General features: G+C 67.1%; 23 protein-coding genes. 20 read left to right on the plus strand and 3 right to left on the minus strand.

Annotation, left to right across the window (positions count from 1 at the left end):
* Window positions 1–197: 197 nt before the first annotated feature.
* Window positions 198–1,802 carry an AMP-binding protein gene (locus tag AC4AMJ_RS01945; RefSeq protein WP_489916947.1) on the plus strand — a complete coding sequence of 535 codons (1,605 nt, stop codon included), beginning with the start codon at window positions 198–200 and terminating at the stop codon, window positions 1,800–1,802.
* An 84-nt stretch (window positions 1,803–1,886) separates the two neighbouring features.
* Here the strand turns inward: AC4AMJ_RS01945 and AC4AMJ_RS01950 are convergent, their stop codons facing one another.
* The gene (locus AC4AMJ_RS01950) at window positions 1,887–3,320 is read right to left on the minus strand and encodes an APC family permease (protein WP_489897262.1); all 1,434 of its coding nucleotides are present in this window, start codon (window positions 3,318–3,320) and stop codon (window positions 1,887–1,889) included.
* A gap of 111 nt (window positions 3,321–3,431) precedes the next feature.
* Between AC4AMJ_RS01950 and AC4AMJ_RS01955 the strand changes: the two genes are divergently transcribed.
* The 5 genes from AC4AMJ_RS01955 (at window position 3,432) to AC4AMJ_RS01975 (ending at window position 7,600) form a co-directional block, all read left to right on the plus strand.
* Window positions 3,432–4,091 carry a DUF1361 domain-containing protein gene (locus tag AC4AMJ_RS01955; RefSeq protein ID WP_489897261.1) on the plus strand — a complete coding sequence of 220 codons (660 nt, stop codon included), beginning with the start codon at window positions 3,432–3,434 and terminating at the stop codon, window positions 4,089–4,091.
* Window positions 4,092–4,161: 70 nt separating this feature from the next.
* On the plus strand, window positions 4,162–4,908 hold the full coding sequence (locus tag AC4AMJ_RS01960; RefSeq protein ID WP_489916949.1) for a phosphoglyceromutase: 747 nt from the start codon (window positions 4,162–4,164) through the stop codon (window positions 4,906–4,908).
* Window positions 4,909–4,984: 76 nt separating this feature from the next.
* Entirely contained in the window at window positions 4,985–5,338 is a 354-nt protein-coding gene (locus AC4AMJ_RS01965; RefSeq protein ID WP_489897259.1) for a GNAT family N-acetyltransferase, read from the plus strand.
* A 139-nt stretch (window positions 5,339–5,477) separates the two neighbouring features.
* Window positions 5,478–6,917, plus strand: a complete 1,440-nt coding sequence (locus AC4AMJ_RS01970) for a sensor histidine kinase (RefSeq protein ID WP_489916951.1) — start codon at window positions 5,478–5,480, stop codon at window positions 6,915–6,917.
* Window positions 6,914–7,600, plus strand: coding sequence for a winged helix-turn-helix domain-containing protein (locus AC4AMJ_RS01975; protein ID WP_489916953.1), 687 nt, complete (start codon window positions 6,914–6,916; stop codon window positions 7,598–7,600). Before AC4AMJ_RS01970 ends, AC4AMJ_RS01975 begins: the two co-directional genes overlap by 4 nt.
* 352 nt (window positions 7,601–7,952) lie before the next feature.
* On the opposite strand, the gene AC4AMJ_RS01980 is transcribed toward AC4AMJ_RS01975, so the two are convergent.
* Entirely contained in the window at window positions 7,953–8,780 is an 828-nt protein-coding gene (locus tag AC4AMJ_RS01980) for a DUF3109 family protein (RefSeq protein ID WP_489901043.1), read from the minus strand.
* 161 nt (window positions 8,781–8,941) lie between these two features.
* Between AC4AMJ_RS01980 and AC4AMJ_RS01985 the strand changes: the two genes are divergently transcribed.
* The 10 genes from AC4AMJ_RS01985 to AC4AMJ_RS02030 all read left to right on the plus strand — a co-directional run bounded on the left by AC4AMJ_RS01985 (window position 8,942) and on the right by AC4AMJ_RS02030 (window position 19,368).
* Window positions 8,942–9,931 (plus strand): Ppx/GppA family phosphatase, encoded by a 990-nt coding sequence (locus AC4AMJ_RS01985; protein WP_489916955.1) that lies wholly within the window; start codon window positions 8,942–8,944, stop codon window positions 9,929–9,931.
* 98 nt (window positions 9,932–10,029) lie between these two features.
* Window positions 10,030–11,742, plus strand: coding sequence for an Rv0497 family membrane protein (locus AC4AMJ_RS01990; RefSeq protein ID WP_489916957.1), 1,713 nt, complete (start codon window positions 10,030–10,032; stop codon window positions 11,740–11,742).
* A 6-nt stretch (window positions 11,743–11,748) separates the two neighbouring features.
* Window positions 11,749–12,654 (plus strand): sugar phosphate isomerase/epimerase family protein, encoded by a 906-nt coding sequence (locus tag AC4AMJ_RS01995; RefSeq protein ID WP_489897254.1) that lies wholly within the window; start codon window positions 11,749–11,751, stop codon window positions 12,652–12,654.
* A gap of 41 nt (window positions 12,655–12,695) precedes the next feature.
* On the plus strand, window positions 12,696–13,553 hold the full coding sequence (locus AC4AMJ_RS02000) for a thioesterase family protein (protein WP_489916959.1): 858 nt from the start codon (window positions 12,696–12,698) through the stop codon (window positions 13,551–13,553).
* A 55-nt stretch (window positions 13,554–13,608) separates the two neighbouring features.
* A complete protein-coding gene (proC, locus tag AC4AMJ_RS02005; protein ID WP_489916961.1) occupies window positions 13,609–14,478 on the plus strand; it encodes a pyrroline-5-carboxylate reductase in 870 nt (289 codons plus the stop codon).
* Between the two features lie 189 nt (window positions 14,479–14,667).
* Entirely contained in the window at window positions 14,668–14,898 is a 231-nt protein-coding gene (locus AC4AMJ_RS02010) for a helix-turn-helix domain-containing protein (RefSeq protein WP_489897251.1), read from the plus strand.
* Between the two features lie 236 nt (window positions 14,899–15,134).
* Entirely contained in the window at window positions 15,135–15,236 is a 102-nt protein-coding gene (locus AC4AMJ_RS02015) for a 30S ribosomal protein bS22 (RefSeq protein ID WP_003402602.1), read from the plus strand.
* A gap of 184 nt (window positions 15,237–15,420) precedes the next feature.
* Window positions 15,421–16,476 (plus strand): NAD-dependent epimerase/dehydratase family protein, encoded by a 1,056-nt coding sequence (locus AC4AMJ_RS02020; RefSeq protein ID WP_489897250.1) that lies wholly within the window; start codon window positions 15,421–15,423, stop codon window positions 16,474–16,476.
* 187 nt (window positions 16,477–16,663) lie between these two features.
* Complete coding sequence (locus AC4AMJ_RS02025; RefSeq protein ID WP_489916963.1) at window positions 16,664–17,857, plus strand: lysophospholipid acyltransferase family protein; 1,194 nt, start codon at window positions 16,664–16,666, stop codon at window positions 17,855–17,857.
* A 347-nt stretch (window positions 17,858–18,204) separates the two neighbouring features.
* Window positions 18,205–19,368: a zinc-binding dehydrogenase gene (locus AC4AMJ_RS02030; protein ID WP_489916965.1), complete on the plus strand. Its 1,164-nt coding sequence runs from the start codon at window positions 18,205–18,207 to the stop codon at window positions 19,366–19,368.
* Window positions 19,369–19,646: 278 nt separating this feature from the next.
* On the opposite strand, the gene AC4AMJ_RS02035 is transcribed toward AC4AMJ_RS02030, so the two are convergent.
* On the minus strand, window positions 19,647–20,699 hold the full coding sequence (locus tag AC4AMJ_RS02035; protein WP_489918355.1) for an HAD family hydrolase: 1,053 nt from the start codon (window positions 20,697–20,699) through the stop codon (window positions 19,647–19,649).
* A 335-nt stretch (window positions 20,700–21,034) separates the two neighbouring features.
* Between AC4AMJ_RS02035 and AC4AMJ_RS02040 the strand changes: the two genes are divergently transcribed.
* The 4 genes from AC4AMJ_RS02040 (at window position 21,035) to hemC (ending at window position 24,531) form a co-directional block, all read left to right on the plus strand.
* Window positions 21,035–21,292, plus strand: coding sequence for a glutaredoxin family protein (locus AC4AMJ_RS02040; RefSeq protein WP_489916967.1), 258 nt, complete (start codon window positions 21,035–21,037; stop codon window positions 21,290–21,292).
* Window positions 21,293–21,413: 121 nt separating this feature from the next.
* Window positions 21,414–22,211, plus strand: a complete 798-nt coding sequence (locus tag AC4AMJ_RS02045; protein WP_489897247.1) for a redox-sensing transcriptional repressor Rex — start codon at window positions 21,414–21,416, stop codon at window positions 22,209–22,211.
* Entirely contained in the window at window positions 22,208–23,581 is a 1,374-nt protein-coding gene (locus AC4AMJ_RS02050; protein WP_489916969.1) for a glutamyl-tRNA reductase, read from the plus strand. Before AC4AMJ_RS02045 ends, AC4AMJ_RS02050 begins: the two co-directional genes overlap by 4 nt.
* Window positions 23,578–24,531, plus strand: a complete 954-nt coding sequence (gene hemC, locus AC4AMJ_RS02055) for a hydroxymethylbilane synthase (protein WP_489897245.1) — start codon at window positions 23,578–23,580, stop codon at window positions 24,529–24,531. The genes AC4AMJ_RS02050 and hemC overlap by 4 nt, the downstream gene beginning before the upstream one ends.
* The last annotated feature ends 53 nt before the right edge of the window (window positions 24,532–24,584 follow it).

The following is a 24,584-nucleotide window of genomic DNA, read 5'->3' on the forward strand; positions in this document are numbered from 1 at the left end:
CCGGTTCCTCGGGTACGACCGGTCACCGATGGGGTGGCACATGTCACACCTGATCGGGCGCCGTCGTAGAGTTGTGCGGTGCCGGACGTCGGACCTCCCGGTCCGCCGAAACCGGACTATGCGGACATTGCGCGCCGGACCGACCGTGACAACGAATGTTGTTACGATTACGTCCGGTATTCCCCAACGGAGGTGTCATGAGTTTCCAGAGCCCCTTTCCCGACGTCGAGATCCCGAACCTGAGCGTCTATGACTTCCTGTTCGGTTCGATAGCCGACGAGGACCTCGCCCGCGTCGCCCTGGTGGACCCGAAGACCGGCGACGAGACGACGTATGGGCGGCTGATCGGCCAGATCGACGCTGCGGCGGGAGCCTTGGCGGCGCGGGGGATCGCCGTCGGCGACGTGGTGGGCATCCTCTCGCCGAACATCCCGGCATTCGCCACCGTCTTCCACGGCATCCTGCGGGCCGGCGGCACGGCGACGACGATCAACGCGCTGTTCACTGCGCCGGAGATCGCCAAGCAGCTCAAGGACTCGCAGGCGAAGATGCTCGTCACGATCTCGCTGATGGCCGAGCAGGCCGCGATCGCGGCGAAGGAAGTCGGGATCGCCGACGAGAACCTGATCATCCTGGACGGCGACGGTGAGCAACAGTCCGGGCATCCGAACGCCGTCGACCTCCTCGGACCCAACCTGCCGGCTCCGGACGTCACCATCGACCCGGCCACACATGTCGCGGCCCTGCCCTACAGCTCCGGCACCACCGGCAATCCAAAGGGTGTCGCGCTCAGTCACCGCAACCTGGTGGCCAACGTCGCCCAGATCAAACCTCTGCAGGGCATGGGCGCCGACGACGTCGTGATCGCGGTGCTGCCGTTCTTCCACATCTACGGGATGACCGTGCTGCTCAACGCGGCGCTGTACAACCGGGGGCGGCTGGTGATCATGCCACGCTTCGACCTTCCCGAGTTCCTCGAGAACATCCAGAATCAGAAGGTCACGACCGCCTTCATCGCGCCGCCGGTCGCGGTCGCGCTCGCCAAGCATCCGATCATCGACAACTACGACCTGTCCTCGCTCGAGGTCATGATGTCGGGCGCGGCGCCTCTCGACGACGAGCTCGGCAAGGCGGTCGCCAAGCGACTCGATCTGCACATGCTGCAGGGCTACGGCATGAGTGAACTGTCCCCGGTCAGTCACCTGATACCGATCGACACCAAGGCCGTATTGGGTTACGACGAACCGCCGCTGTCGTCGACCGGTTGGGCGATCCCGAACACCGAGAACAAGCTCGTCGACCCGGCCACCGGTGACGAGATCGGTCTGCCGGCCGAGGGCCTGTCCGAGCCCGGAGAGCTCTGGGTGAAGGGTCCCAACGTCATGCTGGGCTACCTGAACAACGAGCAGGCCACGGCCGACACCATCGACGCCGACGGGTACCTGCACACCGGCGACATGGCGCGGGTGGACCCGACCGGCTGCGTCTACATCGTCGACCGGCTCAAGGAGCTGATCAAGTACAAGGGCTATCAGGTCCCGCCGGCCGAGCTCGAAGCGCTCCTGCTGACCAATCCGAAGATCGCCGACACCGCCGTCATCGGTGTCAATGACGCCGACGGGGAGGAGATCCCGAAGGCGTTCGTCGTCAAGCAACCCGACGCGGAACTGACCGAGGACGAGGTGATCGAGTTCGTCGCGGCAAAGGTGGCGCCGCACAAGAAGGTTCGCGCGGTCGAGTTCATCGACGCCATTCCGAAGTCGGCCTCGGGCAAGATCCTGCGGAAAGACCTGCGCAAGTAAGAGTTCACCCGGAGATGTCGACCCGGCGATGAAGCGGATCGTGCCGGAAACCGGCACGATCCGCTTCATCTGTCCCGAGTTCGGTCAGTTCACGTCTTCGAGGTGCCGGTCCCCGGCGATGTGACGGCGCCGTTGATGCCAATAGGTGATGGCCCACAGGATCACGCCGAGGAGCAGGAGCCAGCCGGCGATCACGTACTGCTCCGGGTCGCGGCCGGTGACCGGCAACGTCAAGTAGCCACATGTCACGGCGCCGAGCACGGCGACCGGTGTCCAGGTGCGGAAATGATTGTGCTGCACCGGCTTGCGGCGAAGCGCCAACACCGAGATGTTCACCACGGTGAACACGGCCAGGAGTAGCAGTGCGGTGGTGCCGCCGAGCAAGCCGACCACCGAGCTCTCCGGATCCGCGCTGACGTACACCAGCAGGCACAGGGCGATGACGGTGGTGAAGATGATCGCCGCGACCGGTGTCCGACGACCCGGATGCACGTAGGAGAGGAACGTCGGCAGCACTCCCTGCTTGGACATGCCGTAGAGCAACCGACTGGCCATCATCATGTTGATGAGTGCGGTGTTGGCGACCGCGAACATCGAGATCCAGGGCAGTAGTTCGCCGATCGGGAAGTCGGGGGCCGCGGCCTGGACCACGTCGACCAGCGGGGTCTCACTCTCGGCGAGGACGCCGACCGGAACGATCGCCACCGCGCAGATCGAGATCAGCACGTACACCACCGCGGTGATCGCCAGGCCGCTGAGCATCACCTTGGGGAAGATGCGGACCGGCTCCTTGCACTCCTCGGCCATGTTCACCGAGTCCTCGAATCCGACGAGCGCGAAGAACGCCAGTGACGTCGCCGCCGTGATGGCGATGAAGACGTTCTTGTCGTCGGGGGTCTCGAAGGCCACCACCGCATCCCAGTGCTCGGCGTTGCCGCCGACGATGAACCAGTAGCCGATGAAGATCACCATCAGCAGGCCCGACAGCTCGACCAGGGTCAGCACGACGTTGGTGCCCACGCCCTCGGCGACGCCGCGGAAGTTGATGAACATGACCACCAGCAGGAAGGCGATCGCGAAGAAGAGCAGCGCCGGACTGGCGGTGTCGGGCTTGTCGCCGCCGCTGAACGCGGTCAGCATGTTGACCGCGAACGCGCGAGACGCCGTCGTGGCCGATGTGATGCCCGAGCACATCACCGTGAACAGCACGATGAACGTGATGAAATGCACCCCGAATGCTTTGTGGACATAGAGCGCAGCGCCCGCGGCTTGCGGATATTTCGTCACCAGCTCGAGATAGGAGAAAGCGGTCAGCGTGGCCACGACGAACGCGATCAGGAAAGGCAGCCAGGCGGCACCGCCGACCTCGCCGGCCACCTGACCGGTGAGCGCGTAGACGCCGGTGCCCAGGATATCGCCGATGATGAAGAGCAGGAGTAACTTCCACCCGAGTACACGTTTGAGTTCGGGCTCGGGAGTGTCGGTGCCGGTGGCGCCGGCATCTGCGCTGGCGGTCATGACAGTGAAGTTAGACCCGTTTTGTCCGATTCGCGGGCCATTGGTCGCACGTCGACGGGTTCGTGACCTCATCGTGCGTCTCGATTCCGCGCCGCCGGGCAGACTGGTCCGATGACCCACGTGCACCGGGTGGTGCTCGCTGTCGCTTTGCTCGCGACGACCGCGCTCACCGTCGTGCTCGGCATCACCGATCCGGCATCACCGGAGTTCTACCCGACCCGGTTCCTGGTGTGGAACCTCTTCCTCGCCTGGTTGCCGATGATCTTCGCGCTCGGCTTCATCGCTGTCCGGCAACGAATCTGGCTGATCCCTCTCGGTCTCGGCTGGCTGGCCTTCCTGCCCAACGCGCCCTACCTGGTGACCGATCTCGTCCATCTGGCCGACGGCTACGACCTCTGGCGGCATGTGCTGCAGTACGGATTCGCCGCGTGGACGGGAATAATCCTCGGCGTGGTGTCGATGCTGATGGTGCATCGCCGGGTGGAGCGCGAGGTGGGTCCGGCCGCCGGGTGGGCGACCGTGATCGTCTCGGTGGGGTTGTGTGCGATCGGCATCGTGATCGGCCGTTTCCAGCGATGGAACTCCTGGGACCTGGTGACCCGGCCCGACGCCGTGGTGGCGTCCGCCCTGGAATGGGTGCGCTCTCCGTTCGCCCAGGTCGAATCCACCGGAGTGGCAATGGCTGTCGCCGCGTTCTTCGGCCTCGCCTATCTGACGGTGTGGGCCATCGGCGGCTCGACCGGTCGCTCCGGTGCGCGCCCGGATCGGTAGCCGCAAAGTCGGCGCCGCGGATGGGCCCGACGCCGAGACCGGCGCGGTCCCATGTGGGAAACTGACTGCCATGAGCAACGGCACCCTGATTCTGATGCGGCACGGCGAGAGCGAGTGGAATGCGTCCAACCAGTTCACCGGCTGGGTCGACGTGGCGCTCACCGAGAAGGGCGAAGCCGAGGCGGTGCGCGCCGGTGAACTCCTCATCGAGCACGACCTGTTGCCCGACATCCTGTACACATCTGTGCTGCGTCGGGCGATCCAGACCGCCCAGATCGCCCTCGATCGGTGCGATCGGCACTGGATTCCGGTGAAGCGTGACTGGCGGCTCAACGAACGGCACTACGGCAAGCTCCAGGGTCTGAACAAGACCGAGATCAAGGAAGAGTTCGGTGACGAGCAGTTCATGCTGTGGCGTCGCAGCTACGACACCCCGCCGCCGCCGATCGACCCCGACGCGGAGTACAGCCAGACCAAGGACCCGCGGTACGCCGATCTGGCCGAGGTGCCCCTGACCGAGTGCCTCAAGGACGTCGTCGAGCGCATGGTGCCGTATTTCCTCGACACCATCGCGGCCGACATCAAGGCAGGCAAGACGGTGCTGATCGCGGCTCACGGCAATTCTCTGCGTGCGCTCGTCAAGTACCTCGACGAGATCTCCGACGCCGACATCGCCGAACTGAACATCCCCACCGGCAACCCGTTGCGTTACGACCTCGACGACGACCTGAAGCCCCTCAACCCAGGCGGCACCTACCTCGACCCGGAAGCGGCGGCGGCCGGTGCCGCGGCCGTGGCGGCGCAGGGCCAGAAGTGAGCGAGAGCTCGTCTGTGAGCAGCCGTAATGAAAACTTCATGGTCCCGATGATGTGCGGCGCGCTACATTGGATGCCATGGCGAATGTCGGGACTCTCCGGATCAACCATTCCCCAGCTCAGGAGCGTTACGAAGCAATTCTGAGCCCGGGCCCCGCCGCAGACGCGACCGGCCAAGGGGATTACGGCAACGACGACGAACGGGTTGTCGGCTATCTCGACTATGTCTCTGAGCCGTATCAGGTGGTGTTGACGCACACCGTGATCCACGAACAGTTCAGTGGTCATGGATATGCCGGTGAGCTGGTCAAGGTGGTGCTCGACGACATCCGTGACACCGGCAAGCAGGTGGTGCCGGTGTGCTCGTATGTGCAGCGGTTCATCGCCCAGCATCCGGAGTATGCGGACATGGCGGTGCCGGTTCCGCAGTGAGCTCGGTGACGGCGGTCACCGGCCCGGATTAGCACTGTCGCGACAGTGGCGCGTGGGCTTGATCGAACAGTGCGTGAACAGCGGCCGAACAGTGACGATGGATGTGCGAAAGGCGTTCGTCGCGCCGTAAGCTGCGATGGTGACCGTTGCACTGCTATTCGCGGCGATCGCCATTGCATTGGTCGGTGGGGTCCTGCTGGGACTCAATCGACACGTGCGTGGCTGGGTCGAGCGGGCGATGCGTCGGTCCGGTACCGACGCATCCGGCTCCGACTCTGTCGCCGTGACCGAAGTCGTGGAGCAGCGGCCGATCACCGCCAACGCACCCCGAGAGGTGGCCGACACCGCCCGGCTCCGCGACTCCGACGTGTCGCTGACCACCGACGACGGCCGGATGACCAAGGCCGGGTTGCTCAGCCTCATCGTGCGTAACAGCGAGAATGCGGTGGCGGTCGTGGACCGCTTCCGCGACGTCGTGCTCTACAACAGCCAGGCCGTCGAGCTCGGGGTGGTGCGTGATCGCCTTCTGGCCGACGAGGTCTGGGATGCGGCAAAAGAGGTCCTCGACACCGCTGTGGAATCGCGCTTCGAATTCAGCCCCCCGCAGTCGGCTCTGGGTTTCGTCTCCACCGGGCGTGCGACGGCCCGCCACGTCGAATCGGTCCGCTGCCTGGTGCGTCTGGTGGCCCACGAGGACGAGCGGTACGCCGTCGTCTATGGCACCGACGACACCGAACACCGCCGCGTGGAGGCGACCCGTCGCGACTTCGTCGCCAATGTCTCCCATGAACTGAAGACCCCGGTCGGCGCGATCGGTCTACTGACCGAGGCGCTGCTGGAATCGTCGGATGACGAGGAATCGGTCCAGCATTTCGGTCGTCGGGTGCTCACCGAGGCCGATCGCCTGGGCAACATGGTCAGCGAGCTCATCGCGCTGTCACGGTTGCAGGGCGGTGAGACGCCGGCATTCACCACCGTCGACATCGACGAACTCATCTCCGAGGCCATCGACACCGCGACCACGACGGCCGAGGCCGCCTCGATCACGCTGCAGGCGGATGAACCCACCGGGCTGACGGTGCGCGGTGACCGGATGCTGTTGCTGACCGCGATCAGCAATCTCGTCGTCAACGCGATCGCCTATTCGCCTGCCGGCACCACCGTCTCCATCAGTCGTCGGATCACTCCGATCGACGGCCGTCCGATGGTCGCGATCGCCGTGACCGACCGCGGCATCGGCATCGCCGCGGATGACCAGGAGCGGGTGTTCGAACGTTTCTTCCGGGTGGACAAGGCGCGGTCGCGGCTGACCGGCGGTACCGGCCTGGGTCTGGCCATCGTCAAGCACGTCGCGGCCAATCACGGCGGGTCGATCGGCCTGTGGAGCAAGCCCGGCACGGGATCGACCTTCACTCTGTGCATTCCGCAGGATCTGACCGTCGACGTCGTCGAGTCCGGCGATTTCCCCAGTCTGGCCGCCGATCCTGCCGAGTCGCGCGAAACCGCAGTTTCCCCCCAGACCATTGATTCGGTGCGACGCACCGATCATCCATACGCGAAAGAGGAAATGCATCGGTGACCCACGTACTGATCGTCGAGGACGAGGAATCTCTGGCCGACCCGTTGGCCTTCCTGCTCCGCAAGGAGGGATTCGAGGCCAGTGTCGTCAACGACGGCGCGCACGCACTCACGGTGTTCGACCGGGTGAGTCCCGACATCGTCCTACTCGATCTGATGCTGCCGGGCATGTCCGGCACCGAGATCTGTAAGGCGCTGCGCGCTCGCTCCGGGGTTCCGGTGATCATGGTGACGGCCCGCGACAGCGAGATCGACAAGGTCGTGGGCCTCGAACTCGGCGCCGACGACTATGTGACCAAGCCCTACTCGGCGCGTGAGCTCATCGCGCGCATCCGCGCGGTGCTGCGGCGCGGTGGCGAGACCGGTGAGGAGGAACTCGCGATCGGCGTGATCGAGGAGGGGCCGGTCCGCATAAATGTGGAACGCCACACCGTCGCCGTCAACGGCGAGGCGATCACCCTGCCACTCAAGGAGTTCGACCTTCTCGAGTATCTGCTTCGCAACGCCGGCCGGGTGCTGACCCGGGGTCAGCTCATCGATCGGGTCTGGGGCGCCGACTACGTCGGGGACACCAAGACCCTCGACGTCCACGTCAAGCGGTTGCGCTCCAAGATCGAACCCGATCCGAGCAACCCGAAGCATCTCGTCACCGTCCGCGGCCTGGGCTACAAGTTCGAGCCGTAGGGGCCCGACGCTGGTTTCTTGCCGATGCGCCAGGGACCGGGCATGGAGCTCGTAGGCAACTTGACCACCGGTCCCTGAGGTCGTAGGCAACTTGACCACCGGTCCCTGAGGAGCGAGCTTGCGAGCGTCACGAAGGGCGCCCCTTCGTGACGCTTCCTCGCAGGCTCGGAGGCTCCTCAGGGAGCGGCGGGCAGGGCTCGCAGGTTCTGAGGTTGATCGGGGGCGGGTGCAGAGCTCGCAGGTTCTGAGGTTGATCGGGGGCGGGTGCAGAGCTCGCAGGCTCGGAGGTTGCTCGGGCGGGTGCAGAGCTCGCAAGCTCGCTGGCTCCTCAGGAACCGGGAAAGCGAGGCCCTCACTCCTCGATCAGATTGTATTTCTGATCCGTTTCGCGCCTGGTCGTGGCGGCGGCCGTCGCGGGGTGAATGGCGATGAGGCCCAAGCCGTTTCGGCGGCGGCAGGCCGCGGCCAGGGCGTCGTAGGCCGGCTTGCCGATCAGTTCGGTGAGCTCCGGGGCGTAGGACTCCCACACCTGCGTGGCGCCGACGTGGGCGTCGGGGGAGCCCGAGCAGTACCACTTGAGGTCGTGGCCACCCTCGCCCCAACCACGGCGGTCGTATTCGGTGATCGTGGTGCGCAGCACCTCGGTGCCGTCGGGGCGTTCCACCCAGTCCTGTTCGCGGCGGATCGGCAGCTGCCAGCAGACCTCGGGTTTGACTGTCAAGGGTTCGAGTCCGCGTCGCAGTGCCATCGAGTGCAGGGCGCAGCCGGGGCCGCCGGCGAAGCCAGGACGGTTCAGAAAGATGCAGGCGCCCTTGTGCTTTCGGGTCTTGAGCGCCGGTTCGTCGTCGAGGTCGCTCTCCTCGAGGTAGCCGCGTGGCCCGAGCGGATCCTTGCCCGATCCTTTCTTGTAGAACTGCCAATCGTCCTCGGTGAGCATCGCCATGGCCTTGGCCAGGTTCTTGCGGTCGTCCTTGTCGGAGAGGTACGCACCGTGGCTGCAGCAGCCGTCGTCCTCGCGGCCCTCGATGATGCCCTGGCAGGCCGGGGTGCCGAAGACACACGTCCAGTAGGAGAGCAGCCACGTCATATCGGCTCGGATCACCTGATCGGGATCGTCCGGATCCGCGAACTCATACCACTCGCGCGGAAAATCCAGATCGACCTCGGGTGCGGGGGTCATCCGCTTGCGCGCCGGCGCGGAGGCCTCGGTGCGCGATGCTTCGGTGCGTGTCACATATCAACGGTAACCGCCGTCGACGATCTCCGGCGGTCTCGGGCGGGTCGGCCGGATTTCCCCGCCGGGTCCCGGGCCTCAGGGCCGACGCAGTAGGGTTTGAGAGCGTGCGTCTAGGAGTGCTCGACGTGGGCAGCAACACGGTCCACCTGCTGGTGGTCGATGCCCATCGCGGTGGCCATCCCACCCCCATGAGTTCCACCAAATCAGTCCTGCGGCTCGCCGAGCAGATCGACGACCGCGGGCGCCTGTCCGACCGTGCGGCCGCCAAGCTCATCGAGTCGGTCGACGAGTTCACCCACATCGCCTCCACATCGGGCTGTGAACAGATCATGGCGTTCGCGACGTCGGCGGTGCGGGATGCGAGCAACAGCGACGAGGTGCTCGCCGAGGTCGCGAACAAGACCGGAGTCGCTGTGACGGTCCTGACCGGCCCCGACGAGGCGCGCCTGACCTCGCTGGCCGTGCGGCGCTGGAACGGCTGGAGCGCCGGCCGCATCCTCGCCCTCGACATCGGTGGCGGATCGCTCGAGATGTCCAACGGCGTCGACGAGGAGCCGGATGTCGCGCTGTCATTGCCGCTGGGCGCCGGCCGACTCACCCGGGAATGGTTGCCCGGCGACCCGCCCGATCGCCGTCGGGTGTCGGTGCTGCGCGACTGGCTCGACGCGGAGCTGCGACCCGCGGCGAAAGAACTGCTCGCGCCGGGCAAACCCGATCTCGCGGTCGGGACGTCGAAGACCTTCCGCAGCCTCGCCCGCCTGACCGGCGCCGCGCCGTCGAGCGCAGGCCCGCGAGTGAAACGCCAGCTCACCTCGAGCGGTCTGCGTCAGCTGATCTCGTTCATCTCCCGGATGACCCGTGACGACCGTGCCGAACTCGAAGGCGTCAGCGCCGATCGAGCCGGTCAGCTGGTGGCGGGAGCGCTCGTCGCCGAGGCGGCCATGCGAGCGATGTCAGTCGATACACTTGAGATCTGTCCGTGGGCGCTGCGTGAGGGGGTCATCCTGCGGCGGCTCGACGCCGAGCCGGTGCAGGTGGGGGCCCGCGGCACCGAGACGCGGGGAACTGCAGTCGCGGATCTCGGCGTTGGCTGATCGGTGCGCCGGTCCGTCGGCTGTCGGATGGGTGGACACTGCAAGCGAAGACGTCCGACGTGCGGGCGCGATGAACTCGAGGACGGAGAGCTCACTGTATGTCTGACGAATCGGGTTCCGGGAGCGGAGCGAACGGGCCGGAGAACACCGATTCCCGGCCGATCTCGGTCTCGGAGTTGCTGGCACGCAGCCGGGCCGAGGGCGGTCCGGCCGGCAGCGGTACCCGTGAGTCGAGGGGACGTCGGCGGGTCGGGCGCGAGGGATCGGTGTCGGTCTCGGAACTGACCGGCGAGATCCCGCGGATCGGCTCCGCCGACGCAGACAACACTTCTCCCAGGTCCGGCGGCAGGCGCTCGGACACCGGTTCCTTCCCGAGGTCGGCGACCCCGGTCGCCCGTCGGTACGCCGAGGATCAGCCGGTTCCCGACCGCGCGGCGCCACCACGCCGACCGGCCGCGACCCCGCCCACACCGGATCGCCCCACGCCGACGTCGGCGAGCGGGATGCCCGGATACGCCCAGCCCGCCACGCGCGACTTCCACGCCTCCGAGGTGGCTCGGCGTGCGGCGAAGGCCGAGGAGGCCGAGAACGCGAACGCCGTCACCGGCATCATCCCCGTCGTCGGTGACAACCGCGAGCGGCTCGTCGTGGTCGAACAAGACGATGTCGACGTCGTCGATCTCGCGTCGCCGGCGTCCGAGGATTCCCCCACCGAGGGAACCCCCACCGAGGAGCCATCGACCGCGGGGATGCGGGCTGGTTCGGGGGACAAGCGTTTCGCCGAGGTCGTGGACGGCGACGCCGCGGAAGACTTCGAGGCGTACCGAGCATTCGCCGACGTCGAGGAGGACGAGCCCGCGCCCCGCAAAGGCCTCTTCGGACGATTCAAGAAAAAGAACGTGGACCGCTCCGCCCGGCCGGCCGCCGCGCGGGAACGCGCCGCCCAAGCCGGCGGCGACTCCGCTGCGGCCGCCGAGACCGAGTCGCGCTCGGAGGTCGCCGACGTCGAGCCCGGCACCCCGGCGGACCGGCTCGACGACCGGATCGACGAGTCCGACACGCTCACCGCATCCGACCGCGGCGCGGCCGACGAGCCGTCGACGGGACAGACCGACGGTGATTCGGCGCGTCCGATGGGCGCCGGGATCGCGGTGACCGCAGCCGCCGGGGCCGCCATCGCCGCGGCCGCGAACGCCCGAACAGAGGCGATCGACACGGTGGAGACCGACCCGGTGGACACGGACGATGCGACGGATGTCGCGCCCGACGAGGTCACGCAGGTGCTCCCGGCCACTGCCGACTCGGGGGTCACCGCCGACATCGAGCGCGATGACCTCGACCACCACGATGTCGATGACCGCGACCTTCACGACCACGGCCTCGACGACCACGACCTTCACGACACCGACCTTCACGACGACCTTCACCACCACGACGATCATGAGCGCGACGTCGATGCCCGTGTCGATGACCGCGACGGGGGCGACAGCGGCGCCGTCGACCACACCGACACCGCCGAGGCACCCGCGACGGAGACCGCGAAGGGCGAGCACTCGCCGGCGCTGGCGTGGGCGCTGATCATCGGGCAGGCACTCGCCGGTCTGGCCGTCGGGATCGGCCTGTTCTGGGGCTTCACCGAGCTGTGGAAATGGAACGTCTATTTCGCGCTGGTGCTCGCGGTCCTGGTGATCTTCGGGATCGTCACGTTCGCGCACCTCGTGCGACGGACAAAGGACCTGACGACCACATTGCTGGCGATGGGCGTGGGTCTGATCGTCACGATCGGCCCGCTCGTCCTGTTGGCCACCTGAGGGACCGTGAATCCACCTCCGCAGATCCGCGACATCCCGATCGGACTCTCGACCGCCTCGGTGTACCCGCAGAACACCGAGGCCGCATTCGCCTACGCCGCGGAACTCGGTTTCGACGGAGTCGAACTGATGGTCTGGGGTGAACCGGTCAGCCAGGACATCGGGCACGTGGAGTATCTGTCGGAGCGTTATCAGATGCCGGTGCTCTCGGTGCACGCCCCGTGCCTGCTCATCTCCCAGCGCGTCTGGGGTCGTGACCCGCTGGTGAAGCTCGGGCGATCGATCCAGGCGGCCGAGGACCTCGGCGCGCAGACCGTCGTCGTACACCCGCCGTTCCGCTGGCAACGCTCCTATGTCGACGGGTTCGACGATCTGGTGGCCGAGCTCGAGGACGACAGCGGGATCGCGATCGCCGTGGAGAACATGTTCCCGATGCGGGCGGATCGACTGTTCGGTGCCGGACAGCGATCGGCCAAGCGTCTGCGCCATCGGGGCGGCGGGCCCGGGATATCGGCATCGGCGTTCGGCAAGTCGATCGATCCCACCGACGACGGCTATGCCCACTACACGCTCGATCTGTCCCACACCGCGACCGCCGGTGCCGACGCGATGGCGATGTACGAGCGGATGGGGTCGGCGCTGACCCACCTCCATCTCGCCGACGGCGACGGCGCCGCGACCGATGAGCACCTGTTGCCCGGCGACGGCAATCAGCCGTGCGCCGAGGTGTGCCGCCGACTCGCGGCCAGCGATTTCGCCGGCGCGGTTGTGCTGGAGGTCACAACGAGTTCGGCCCGCACCAAACCCGAACGCAGTGCGCTGCTGGCCCGTTCGCTAGATTTTGCGCGGCGGCATCTTGCCAGGGGGCTGCCGGCCGACGAGCCAGGGCGGGTCCGTTCCGAACGGAGTTGAGCCGACCGGTGCTCGACCCGACGACATCAACGAGCGGAACGATGAACCAGAAGCTTGCCGAGGTGCTGACCCTCACCGAGGTCGCCCGAGCCGGTGCCGACCGGATCACCTATCGGGGCGCCATCGATCCCGTCTTCACCATCGGGCCCAAGGTGCACGGCGGGAGTCTGCAGATGGTCGTCGCGCATGCCGCGCAGCGCGCCCTCACCGAACTCGCGACCGACGGTGAGTCGGGCGGGGACTTCGAGACCGACAAGATCCCGGTGGCGATCACCAGTGACTACCTCACGGCTCCCAACGCCGCGGAGATCGATCTCGAGGTGCTGGTCCGCAAACGCGGTCGTACCGTCACGGTCATGACCGTGGACGCGGTCCAGGGTGGTCGCACGATGGTGTCGTCGTCGATCACCTGTGCCCGCGCCGACACCGGCACCCCGCACCACTCCGGCCCGACGGCGCTCGACGGCACGCCCGCTGAGCCGCCGGCCGACGGCATCGGCCTGGACAACTCGCCGATCGCCGACGTCAATCATCTCGGTCCGGCTCTCGACCTGGTCCTCGATCACGAGACCTTCCCCGTGGCGCGCGGTGAGACCGGCGCCCCCGTCGTCCGGGGATGGGCCCGCCCGAAAGGCGGCGAGCCCGACACGAACTTCGCGGTGCTCGTGTGCGACATCTCGCCGCCGGTGGTGATGAATCTGGCGCTGTTCGGGTGGGCGCCGACCGTCCAGCTGACGACCTATGTCCGCCGGCACCCCGCGACGGGCTGGCTGCGATTCGCCGCCACGAGCACCGAGGTGGGACCCGGCATGTTCGAGGAGGACCACGTCGTGGTGGACTCGACCGGGACAGTTGTCGCCCAGTCGCGGCAACTCGCCCTCATCCCGCAACGTAGATAGCAACTCCGGACCCACCGCTGCGGGTCCGGCAAAGCAAGTCAGGAAGGCATCACACGTGACCGAACGCATCGCCATCGTCGGTGGCGGAAAGATCGGCGAAGCACTGCTGGCCGGCCTGATCCAGTCGGGCAAGCCGACCAAGGATCTCGTCGTCGCCGAGAAGATGCCGAAACGCGCCAAGGAGATCGCCGACGAATACGGTGTACTCGTCACCGACGTCGCCACCGCAGCCGAGGGCGCGCAGTACGTGTTCCTCGCGACCAAGCCCGACGACGTCGATTCGGTGCTGCGTCAGCTCGCGAGCACCGAGGACGCCGGTGAGTCCGAACGCGTCACGGTGACGTTGGTGGCCGGACTGCCGCTCAGCCGATACGAGAACGCGCTGCAGGCCGGTTCGCCGGTGATCCGCGTCATGCCGAACACCCCGATGCTCGTCAACGAGGCGATGTCGGCGGTGTCGGTGGGCCGCTACGTGGGCGACGACCAGCTCGCCGCCGTCGTCCGGCTGCTCGAGTCGGTCGGCAAGGTGTCGGTGGTCCCGGAGAAGCAGATGGACGCGGTGACCGCGGTGTCCGGATCCGGGCCCGCGTACGTGTTCCTCATGGCCGAGGCCATGATCGATGCGGGGGTCGCGCTCGGCCTCAGCCGCGTGCAGGCATCCGAGTTGACCGTCCAGACCATTCGCGGCGCGGGCCTGCTGCTCAGCGAGTCGGGACTGTCGCCGGTCGATCTGCGTGCCGCCGTGACGTCGCCGGGCGGCACCACCGCCGCGGCGATCCGGCAGTTCGAGGCCAACGGCTTCCGGCATGGCGTTTACGAGGCCACACGAGCCTCTGCAGCCGTCAGTGCCAAGGCCGGACATCGACCAGAGATTGAGGGTTTGAGCGGCCCGAACGCCGGGCGCGTCGAAGTCGACGCCCCATGATTTAGGGGTAATTCGCAGAGAAACCCCAGGATGTAGGGGTGCGACGTCACATCCGGCGCAATAACCACACAACTCACGTCGCTTTTTTCACATCAGCCACGCTAAGCTCCTTTAAGCACGTGCGTGTCTGGTGTCCGCCGGAGGGGAAGCCGGCGGCCGCGACGCGTGCTCCGGAGGTATGAGTAATTCATGGCTGCAGAAAAGCCTGGTGACAGGACCGGTGCGGTAAACAATGCGACCTCGGGTTCGCAGTTCCTCACGGTCGCCGAGGTTGCGTCGCTGATGCGCGTGTCGAAGATGACCGTGTATCGCCTCGTGCACAGTGGTGAGCTGCCCGCCGTTCGTGTGGGCCGATCGTTCCGTGTGCACGCCAAGGCTGTGCACGATTATCTCGAGACCTCGTATTTCGACGTCGGCTAGTCCGACTCATCGCAGCTGCAGGTTTCGGCCTGCTCGCTCTGCTCCCGACTCCCTCGGCGGGTCACACAACTGGTGTGATCGGCCGAGGGAGTCGTGGCTTTTGGCGACCGGATTTTTCCTGATCATCACCGACCGGTAATGTGGGAGGTCGCGTGCTGATGCCCGCGCGTGTGCGTCACGCCGGTTGGCACATCAGACCGTCAGAACAACCGCGTCAACCGTGAGGAAGCACCCCGATGGGTTCAGTGATCAAGAAGCGTCGCAAGCGCATGTCGAAGAAGAAGCACCGCAAGTTGCTGCGGCGGACCCGGGTGCAGCGCCGCAAACTCGGTAAATAGTCGGTGGGGGTCACAGACCCCTTCCGGCATTACCGAGAAGAACCCGCCGAGTGCGGGTTCTTCGTCTTTGTGGACCGGCCGACAATCGCACGGGCCACGGGGCCGATGATGCGCCACCAAGTTCGGTCGCCTGAGTTTCGCGACCGAACAGGCGGGTCTCAGAATGCCCCGTTAGCCTGTGAGGATGACCGACGAGTCGCCCGCATCGCCGCCCCGGACCGTCCTGGTGACCGGCGCATCCACCTTTCTCGGTGGCTACCTGGTCGCCCGCCTCGCGGCCAACCCGGCGATCGAACGGGTGCTCGCCGTCGATTCGCGCCTTCCTCGTAAGGACCTGATGCGGCGGATGGGCCGGGCGGAGTTCCTGCGGCTGGACATTCGTCGCCCGGCGATCGCCAAGGCGATCGCCGGCTACGAGGTCGACACCGTCGTGCACGCCGCGACGTCGATCATGGAGACGGCGCCGCATTCGTCGGCGATCAAGGAGTTCAACGTCGTGGGCGCCATGCAGGTGTGCGCCGCCTGCCAGCGCAGCCCGTCGGTGAAGCGACTGATCCTGCGGTCGACGGCGATGGTCTACGGTGCGAGTGCCCACGATCCGTCGCACTTCTCCGAGGAGACGCCGGCGCGCCGCGAACCCAAGCGCGGTTACGGTCGCGACCTCCTCGACATCGAGGGGTACGTCCGTGGGCTCGGGCGACGTCGCCAGGACATCGACGTGACCATCGTGCGACCCCAGGCGATCCTCGGGCCGCGCATCAACACGCGGATGGGGTCCTACCTCTCGCTACCCATCGTGCCCACGGTCATCGGCTATCAGCCCCGACTGCAGTTCCTGCACGAGGAGGACGCGTTGGCGGCGATGGAGCACGTGACGCTGGCCGGCAAGACCGGCACCTTCAACGTGTCGGGGGAGGGCGTGGTGACGCTGACCCAGGCGATCCGTCGTATCGGGCACGTCGAGTTACCGGTGCCGAGCAGTTTGATGGCGCCGATCACCGGGGTCTTCCAAGACCTTCGTTCGGCGAAATTACGGTCGAGCCAGACCGAGTACCTCACCTACGGGCGCGTTCTGGACACCACGCGCATGCGCAAGGAACTCGGCTTCGCACCCAGGTTTACGACGATCGAAACGGTTGACGACTTCATCGAACGAGGTGCCTCGACCGCGGTGATCGCACCGGATTCGTGGCGTTCGCTGGAGCGACGTGTGGTTTCGGCAGCGCATCAGCTGCAATGAAATCCACGGAAGTGAATCGCGATAAGGTTGGCGGTCGGCAACATGGCCTACAAGTGGGCACGAAGTCGATCAAGGCTCTAGACTTGGACAACAGACCCACTCCGATATACGCGTACCATGAATGCAGATTGCCAGCGTGGTCATCGGATGTGATCTTCAAATCAATTGTGACCCAGGGGTGAGAAGCTTGGCAGGTGGCGTGAGCGACGCACGTACCGCGAAGGTGATTCAGCTCTACGCATCCCCCGGAAACAGTGCCGAGGCACGTGGGGGAGCGCGTATGGCCCGTGAACAGGTACGTCAGCGACATCCCAGTCAGCAGCCCGCCGGGACCGCCACGCCCACGAAATCCACACCTGCGCAACGCAAGTCCCGGCAAAAGGCGCAAGTCGGACACCCGAACACCGACGATTTCGGCCAGCCTGCGGCGCCGGTGACCCCGATCAACGACGATGTGCGCCTCCCCGCGGAGTCCCTCGGCGTCGAACATCTCGGACCCTCACGTTCAAGTCCACTGTTCTCTCTGTCCGGTATCCGTGGAGCGGTCGCCGACTCGTTGACCGCAACCGCCGGGTTCATCAGGGAGCGGATGACCGGCGAGTACGAGGTCGACGAGTTCGGCTTCGATCCGCACTTCACCGAGTCGGTGTGGTTGCCTGCGGTACGTCAGGTGTACGAGAAGTGGTTCCGGGTCGAGGTGACCGGCATCGAGAATCTGCCCGTCGAGGGTGGTGCGTTGCTGGTCGCCAACCATGCGGGCACCATCCCCATCGACGCGATCATGACCTCGGTTGCCGTCCGGGACAATCATCCGACCGGCCGGTATCTCCGACTTCTCGCTGCCGACATGGCTTTTGACGCTCCGGGTGTGGGTGAGGTGGCGCGCCGCGTCGGTGCGACCCTGGCATGCAACCACGATGCGGACCGACTGCTGCGGGCAGGTGAGCTGACCGCGGTGTGGCCCGAAGGGTACAAGGGGATCGGGAAGCTCTACAAGGACCGCTACAAGCTGCAACGCTTCGGCCGCGGCGGGTTCGTCACCACCGCGCTGCGCAACGCGGCACCGATCATCCCGGTCTCGATCGTCGGTTCCGAGGAGATCTACCCGATGCTCGCCGACCTCAAGCCGCTCGCCAAGATCCTTGGGCTGCCGTACTTTCCGGTCACGCCTATCTTCCCGTGGCTCGGTCCGCTCGGGGTGGTCCCGCTGCCCTCGAAGTGGCACATCCACTTTGGGCGCCCGATTGAGACCGGGTCGTTCGACGAGGCCTCCGCCGACGACCCGATGGTGGTCTTCGACCTCACCGATCACGTCCGCGAGGAAATCCAGCAGACCTTGTTCCGGATGCTGAGCCGTCGCGGTAGCGTCTACTTCGGCTGACAGGGCGCGGGCGTCCTCGCCCCCGAGGAGCGAACTTCACCACCCGCTCCTGAGGAGCGAGCTTGCGAGCGCACCTCTCGGTCCCTGAGGAGCGAGCTTGCGAGCGCACCTCTCGGTCCCTGAGGAGCGAGCTTGTGAGCGTCACGAAGGGCGACCCTTCGTGACGCATCCTCGCAGGCTCGGAGGCTCCTCAGGGATCGGGGGACGCTTCCTCGCAGGCTCGGAGGCTCCTCAGGGATCGGGGGACGCTTCCTCGCAGGCTCGGAGGCTCCTCCGGGATCATGGGCACGTCACCACCCGCTCCCTGAGGAGCGAGCGTAGCGAGCGTCACGAAGGGGGACAACAACGTGAAAGCAGTGGCGTGTCAGGGCGGCGAGCTCTCGATCGTCGATCTACCCACACCCACGCCGGGGACCGGGCAGGTCCTCATCAGGGTCATCCGGGCGGGTATCTGCGGATCTGACCTACACGCGCGGACCTACGCGGATGCCAGCGCCGACGTCGCCGACGAGGTCGGCTATCACGCTTTCATGCGTTCGGGCGACTCGGTGGTCATGGGACACGAATTCACCGGCGACGTGGTCTCCTACGGCCCGGGATGCCGCCGCCGGTGGGCGCCCGGGACGTCGGTGGTGTCGGTGCCGATGATCAAGCACGGCGACGTCGCGCACCTGACCGGACTGTCGGCGCAGGCACCGGGTGCGTACGCCGATCTGATGCTCGTCGCCGAAGACATGACGATGCCGGTCCCCGACGGCGTGTCCGCGGAACTCGCCGCACTGACCGAGCCGATGGCGGTGGCCCGGCACGCGGTCCGGCGCGGCGAGGTGGGCAAACGCGACGTCGCCGTGGTCATCGGGTGCGGTCCGATCGGGCTGGCCGTCATCCTGATGCTCAAGGCCGCGGGCGTGCGAACGGTGGTGGCCAGCGACCTGTCGGCGGGTCGGCGCGACCTCGCTCGCCGCTGCGGCGCCGACGTCGTCGTCGACCCGCTCTCGGACTCGCCGTGGCAGGCGGGCAACCAGAAACACAAGTATCTGACAAGCGCCTCCGACCTGTTCGGCACCGCGTTCTCCGCGATGCACGACCTGCAACGCATTCCCGGCGTGCCCTGGGCGAAGGTGATGCGGGTGGCCGAACGCGTCGGCGCGACCCCGCAGGGACCGGTGGTGTTCGAATGCGTCGGCGTGCCCGGCATCATCGAGGACATCGTGTCGCACGCCCCGTTCCGCTCGCGGGTCGTGGTGGTGGGTGTGTGCATGCAGCCCGACACCTTCCGGCCGGCGATGCCGATCAACAAGGAGATCGAGCTACGGTTCGTCTTCGCCTACGACCCGGGCGAGTTCTACGAGACGTTGCACATGATCGCGGATGGCAAGGTGGACCCGAGTCCGTTGGTCACCGCGACGGTCGGTCTCGGCGGTGTGCCGGCGGCCTTCGACGCGCTGGGTAGCGCCGAACACCATGCCAAGGTCCTGATCGATCCGACGTCGGACGTCGTGACGCTGTAGCGCCCACAGCGCGACAGCACCCGGGATCGCGCCGACAGCACCCGGGACACCGCCGACAGAACCCGGGATCGCGCCGACAGAACCCGGGATCGCGCCGACGGAACCTCGAATCGCGCCGACAGAACCCGGGATCGCGCCGACCGCACCCAGGCTAGTGGCGATTCACTCTGCCCCAAAGACGGTCGGTACAACGGCCGTTGAGGGATCGGCGACCCGTGCAGTCGCGCAGTCGCGCGCCGCCAAGAGCTCTCGTCGAGTCGACCTCAAGGCAAGATGCCTCAGCCCCAGCGCTGCCGGATCAGCCGGGTGGCGGTCGCCGCGCCGACTCCGGCGGCACCGATCACCAGCGCCGACGTCGCCCCGTACTTGGCGGCCTTGCGGGCGGTGCGGAAGTCGTAGATCTCCCAGTCGCGAACCTTCGCGACGTCGCGAAGGTCGGCGTCCGGGTTGATCGCGACGGCGGTGCCGACCAGCGACAGCATCGGCACGTCGTTGTGCGAATCCGAGTATGCGGTGCAGCGCTTGAGGTTCAGGCCTTCGCGGATGGCCAGTGCCCGCACCGCGTGCGCCTTGCCGGGACCGTGCAGGATGTCGCCGACGAGACGGCCTGTGAACACCCCGTCGACGCTCTCGGCCACCGTGCCCAACGCCCCCGTCAGGCCGAGACGCTCGGCAATGGTCTGTGCGAGTTCCACCGGTGTCGCGGTCACCAGCCACACCTGCTGGCCGGCGTCGAGGTGCCGCTGGGCCAGCGCCCGGGTCCCCGGCCAGATCTTGTCGGCGATGTACTCGTCGTAGATCTCCTCGCCGAGTTGCACCAGTTCAGACGTCTGACGGCCCGCGATGAACGACAGTGCCTTCTCGCGCCCCTCGGCGACGTCCTCGGCGTTCTCCTTGCCGGTGATCTGGAACTTTGCCTGGGTCCACGCGAAATCGAGGATGTCGCCGTAGGAGAAGTACTTGTGCGCGGCCAGGCCGCGGGCGAAGTGGATGATCGAGGCGCCCTGGACCAGGGTGTTGTCGACGTCGAAGAATGCGGCGGCGGTCAGGTCGCGGGGTGCCTGCGTCTCCTCGTCGTCGGTGGGTGGGCGCGATCGCAGGGTGTCCACGGCGACTCGCGCGCTGGCCTCGCCGGCGAGTGATTGCCGCAGCTCCTGTGCGGTCTGTCGGAAACGCCCGCTGGTCGCCCTGGCCCGCTCGGAGATCCACGTCGCGACCCGGGAGGCGTCCTCGTCCTCGTCGTCGGTGTCGTCGGAATCCTCGTCCTCGTCGTCGGCGTGGTCCGGGCCGAGCGCGTCGGCGTGGGTCTCCCAGTCCTCGGCGTCGGTCACGTCGTCGTCGGCGATCGCACCGGCGACGACCTCGTCGGCGGAGACCGTCTCGTCGGCGACGATCCCGTCGTCGCCGACGGGCGCGCCCGTACTCTCGACGTTCGGTGCGTCGCCGTGCGTCGGGTCGACTCCGTCGGTATCACCGGAGCCCGAGACCTCCTCGGCCACGGCTCACCTCCACTCGCTCAGAACGTACCGGGCTCATGGAGTCCGGAACCCCACAGTAGCCACTCGAGGGCCACGAGCCAGCCTAGTGTGCGCCGATTGCGAGGGGTGACACACTGATGCCGGTGACACCGCCCGGCGAGGCGCACCACCGACCGAGGGAGGCCGACATGTCATTGACGCTGCTGACGCGAGCCGGATGCTCGGCCTGTGCCACGGCTCGCAGCGAATTGAGAAGTATCTGTGCGGATTTCGGTGTCGGGTTCGACGAGGTTGACGTCGATCGGGCCGCCGACGACGGCGATGTGGCACTGCGTGCCGAGTTCGGCGACCGCTTGCCGGTCGTCCTGCTCGACGGCGAGGAGCACAGCTACTGGGAGGTCGACACGACCCGGCTGCGTCAAGACCTCGAATCGCGCCGCGGTTGACGCGATCTGATGGGGGTAGTGAGAACCTGTTATCGCGCGGTATACGCTGAGATCGGGTATGGGGGTTCGCCAATGGGGCGATGGGTGGGACCCTTGACGGCCGGAAGAAGGTGACCAGGGCGTGAGCGGCGGTTCGGCGTCGGACGACTCCGAGATACCCGACGCGTCCGAGATTCCCGAGCCCACCGTCACACGTTTGGCGACCTATCTGTACATCCTGCGGTCCTTCAGCGAACGCGGCATCCTGGTGGCCTCAAGCGGCCAACTCGCCACCGCGGCCGGGGTCAATCCCTCCATCTTGCGCAAAGACCTGTCCCATGTGGGCGCCAACGGAGTGCGCGGAGTGGGCTACGACGTCGGGCGCCTGACCGCCCGGATCGCCATGGTCCTGCACACCGACAGCACCCACACCGTCGCGCTCGCCGGCGCCGGTCGACTCGGTCGGGCGCTGCTCGCTCACGCCGGGTTCGGTCGCGGATTTCGCGTGTCGGCCATGTTCGACTCCGATCCCGACGTGATCGGCACGGTCGTCGAACCCGGCGGGCCGCAGGTGGCGCCGCTGTCCGCGATCCATGATGTCTGCGCAGGTCACGGCGCTGAGCCGATCGAGATCGCGGTGATCGCGACGGCCGAGGCGGACGCCCAGGCGGCCTGTGACGCATTCGTCGGGGCAGGGGTACGTCAGTTGTTGAATGTAACGCCGACGACACTGAGCACGGACTCCGATGTTGTCGTGCGGCAGGTTGATCTAGCCTTGGAGTTACAGGTGTTGGCGTTCAATGCGTCGCGCTCGCGTCCCGGCACGGCCTCGGCCGGCCGCGCGGCGGGTGCGATCGCCACGAAGAGAGAACCCGGGATGCGGCCGACCGGCATGGATTCGGCATGGTCGGCGACGGGTGAGGAAACGGTGACGGCGTGAGTGTTTTGTTGTTCGGGGTCTCGCACCGAAGTGCACCCGTGGAGGTGCTCGAACGGTTGGCGGTCTCCGACCACGATCGACCCAAGCTCGTCGACGAACTGCTGTCGTCGCGGGCGATCTCCGAGGCGATGCTCGTGTCGACCTGCAACCGCGTGGAGATCTACGCGGTCGTCGACGCGTTCCACCCCGCGTTGGAGGCCGTCGGCAGCGTCCTGGGGGAGCACTCCGGGATGACCGTCAACGAGCTGACCCGCCACGCGTACGTCCGCTACTCGGAGGCGGCCGTGGAACATCTGTTCACCGTCGCCGCCGGTCTCGACTCACTGGTCGTCGGCGAGCAGCAGATCCTCGGACAGATCCGCAACGCCTACCTCAACGCCGACGCCAACGACTCGGCGGGTCGTGTGCTGCACGAGCTCGCGCAGCAGGCATTGCGTGTCGGCAAGCGGGTACACACCGAAACCGGCATCGACCGGGCCGGCGCCTCGGTGGTGTCGGTGGCGCTGCACCGCGCCCAGGCCCTGCTGGCGGCCGAGCAGCGCGGCGGACTGCGTTCGGCCGTGGTCGTCGGCGCCGGCGCGATGGGTGGCCTGGCCACGGCGCAACTGGCTCGTGAAGGCGTGCGCGACCTGGTCGTCGTCAATCGCACGGTCGCCAACGCCGAGCACCTGGCGGGCAACATCGCCGCCAACCACGGGATCGCGGTACGCGGTATGGGTCTGGCCCAACTGCCCGAGGCCATGGCGGCCGCCGACGTCGTCGTCACCTGCACCGGCTCGGTCGGCACGGTGGTCAGCGTGGGCGAGGTGCACTCGGCGCTCGCCGCCCGCAGCGACGGCAGCCCGCTGGTCATCTGCGACCTCGGCCTGCCACGCAACGTCGATCCGGCGGCGGGACGGCTGCCGGGCGTGCACATCGTCGACATCGAGGGTCTGCGTGGCGATTCCGAGACCCAGGCGGCGGAGAACGACGCGTCGGCCGCGCGGTCGATCGTCGCCACCGAACTCGCCGACTATCTCACTCACCAGCGGCAGGCCGAGGTCACACCGACCGTCGCGGCACTGCGTCAGCGCGCCGCCGACGTCGTGGAGGCGGAGATCCTGCGGCTCGATGCCCGGCTTCCCGACCTCGACGACCCGCAACGCGACGAGGTGGCGAAAACCGTGCGTCGCGTCGTCGACAAATTGCTGCACGCACCGACGGTCCGCGTCAAACAGCTCGCGTCGACCCCGAACGGCGACCACTACGCCGAAGCGCTGCGCGAACTGTTCGAGCTCAAGCCGGGCGCTGCCGAGTCGGTGTCGGCGCCGGAAGCGGCGACCGGACTCGGGGGCACACCCGATGCCGGCACCGGCCGGAACGACAAGTGAGCGCCCCCGGACGCGACGTGATCCGCATCGGCACCCGCGGGTCGCTGCTGGCCAGGACCCAGTCGCAGAAAGTCGCCGACGCGCTGACCGCCGCCGGGCATCCCGCCGAGCTCGTCATCATCCGCACGGCCGGTGACAACTCGCAGGCGCCCGTCGCCGAGATCGGGGTCGGGGTGTTCACCACGGCCATCCGCGTGGCGCTGCAGAACGACGAGGTCGACGTCGCCGTCCACTCCTACAAAGACCTGCCCACCGCACCGGAACCGGGCCTGGTGATCGCGGCCGTCCCGCCCCGGGAGGATTCGCGAGATGCCCTGGTCAGCAGGGGTGGGATGGTGCTCGGCGAGCTGCCGCCGGGGTCGACTGTCGGGACGTCGGCGCCGCGACGGGCGGCACAGCTTAGAGCATTGGGTCTCGGTTTGGAAATCCGCCCCCTACGAGGCAACCTTGATTCTCGGTTGGGCAAAGTCGCCAGCGGTGAACTCGACGCGGTCGTGGTCGCCAGGGCCGGATTGGTACGCATCGGGAGAGCCGATGAGGTCACCGAGGCATTGGACCCCGTGGTCCTGCTACCGGCACCGGCACAGGGCGCCTTGGCCGTGGAGTGCCGCTCCGACGATGCCGAACTGGTGAGAATACTCGCCGAGTTGGACGACGCGTCCACACGTGCGTCGATCGATGCCGAGCGCGCGGTGCTCGCGGCCCTCGAGGCCGGATGTACCGCACCGGTCGGAGCGATCGCCGAGGTGGTCGAGTCGATCGACGACGATGGACGGATCTTCGCCGAGCTGTCGCTGCGAGCGGCGGTGGCGGCCGAAGACGGATCGGATGTGATCCGCGCTTCGGTGGTGGGACCGATCGATCGTGCGGAGCAACTCGGCAAGAATCTCGCCGCCGAACTGCTGGAGCTGGGAGCGAACGAGCTCGTCGGCCGCGGTTCGCAAGCCTAGCGGCGCCCTCGGCGCCCGTGGTGAGCGGGTCGCGACTTCGGGTGCAGGCCGCC

This window comes from Gordonia sp. LMA484 (genome assembly GCF_058129505.1).

Excerpts from the sequence above, each read along its gene's own strand:
- AC4AMJ_RS01945 (WP_489916947.1), top strand. The coding sequence starts at position 198 with ATGAGTTTCCAGAGCCCCTTTCCCGACGTCGAGATCCCGAACCTGAGC.
- AC4AMJ_RS01950 (WP_489897262.1), bottom strand. The coding sequence starts at position 3,320 with ATGACCGCCAGCGCAGATGCCGGCGCCACCGGCACCGACACTCCCGAG.
- AC4AMJ_RS01955 (WP_489897261.1), top strand. The coding sequence starts at position 3,432 with ATGACCCACGTGCACCGGGTGGTGCTCGCTGTCGCTTTGCTCGCGACG.
- AC4AMJ_RS01960 (WP_489916949.1), top strand. The coding sequence starts at position 4,162 with ATGAGCAACGGCACCCTGATTCTGATGCGGCACGGCGAGAGCGAGTGG.
- AC4AMJ_RS01965 (WP_489897259.1), top strand. The coding sequence starts at position 4,985 with ATGGCGAATGTCGGGACTCTCCGGATCAACCATTCCCCAGCTCAGGAG.
- AC4AMJ_RS01980 (WP_489901043.1), bottom strand. The coding sequence starts at position 8,780 with ATGACCCCCGCACCCGAGGTCGATCTGGATTTTCCGCGCGAGTGGTAT.
- AC4AMJ_RS01990 (WP_489916957.1), top strand. The coding sequence starts at position 10,030 with ATGTCTGACGAATCGGGTTCCGGGAGCGGAGCGAACGGGCCGGAGAAC.
- AC4AMJ_RS02000 (WP_489916959.1), top strand. The coding sequence starts at position 12,696 with ATGAACCAGAAGCTTGCCGAGGTGCTGACCCTCACCGAGGTCGCCCGA.
- AC4AMJ_RS02010 (WP_489897251.1), top strand. The coding sequence starts at position 14,668 with ATGGCTGCAGAAAAGCCTGGTGACAGGACCGGTGCGGTAAACAATGCG.
- AC4AMJ_RS02015 (WP_003402602.1), top strand. The coding sequence starts at position 15,135 with ATGGGTTCAGTGATCAAGAAGCGTCGCAAGCGCATGTCGAAGAAGAAG.
- AC4AMJ_RS02020 (WP_489897250.1), top strand. The coding sequence starts at position 15,421 with ATGACCGACGAGTCGCCCGCATCGCCGCCCCGGACCGTCCTGGTGACC.
- AC4AMJ_RS02040 (WP_489916967.1), top strand. The coding sequence starts at position 21,035 with ATGTCATTGACGCTGCTGACGCGAGCCGGATGCTCGGCCTGTGCCACG.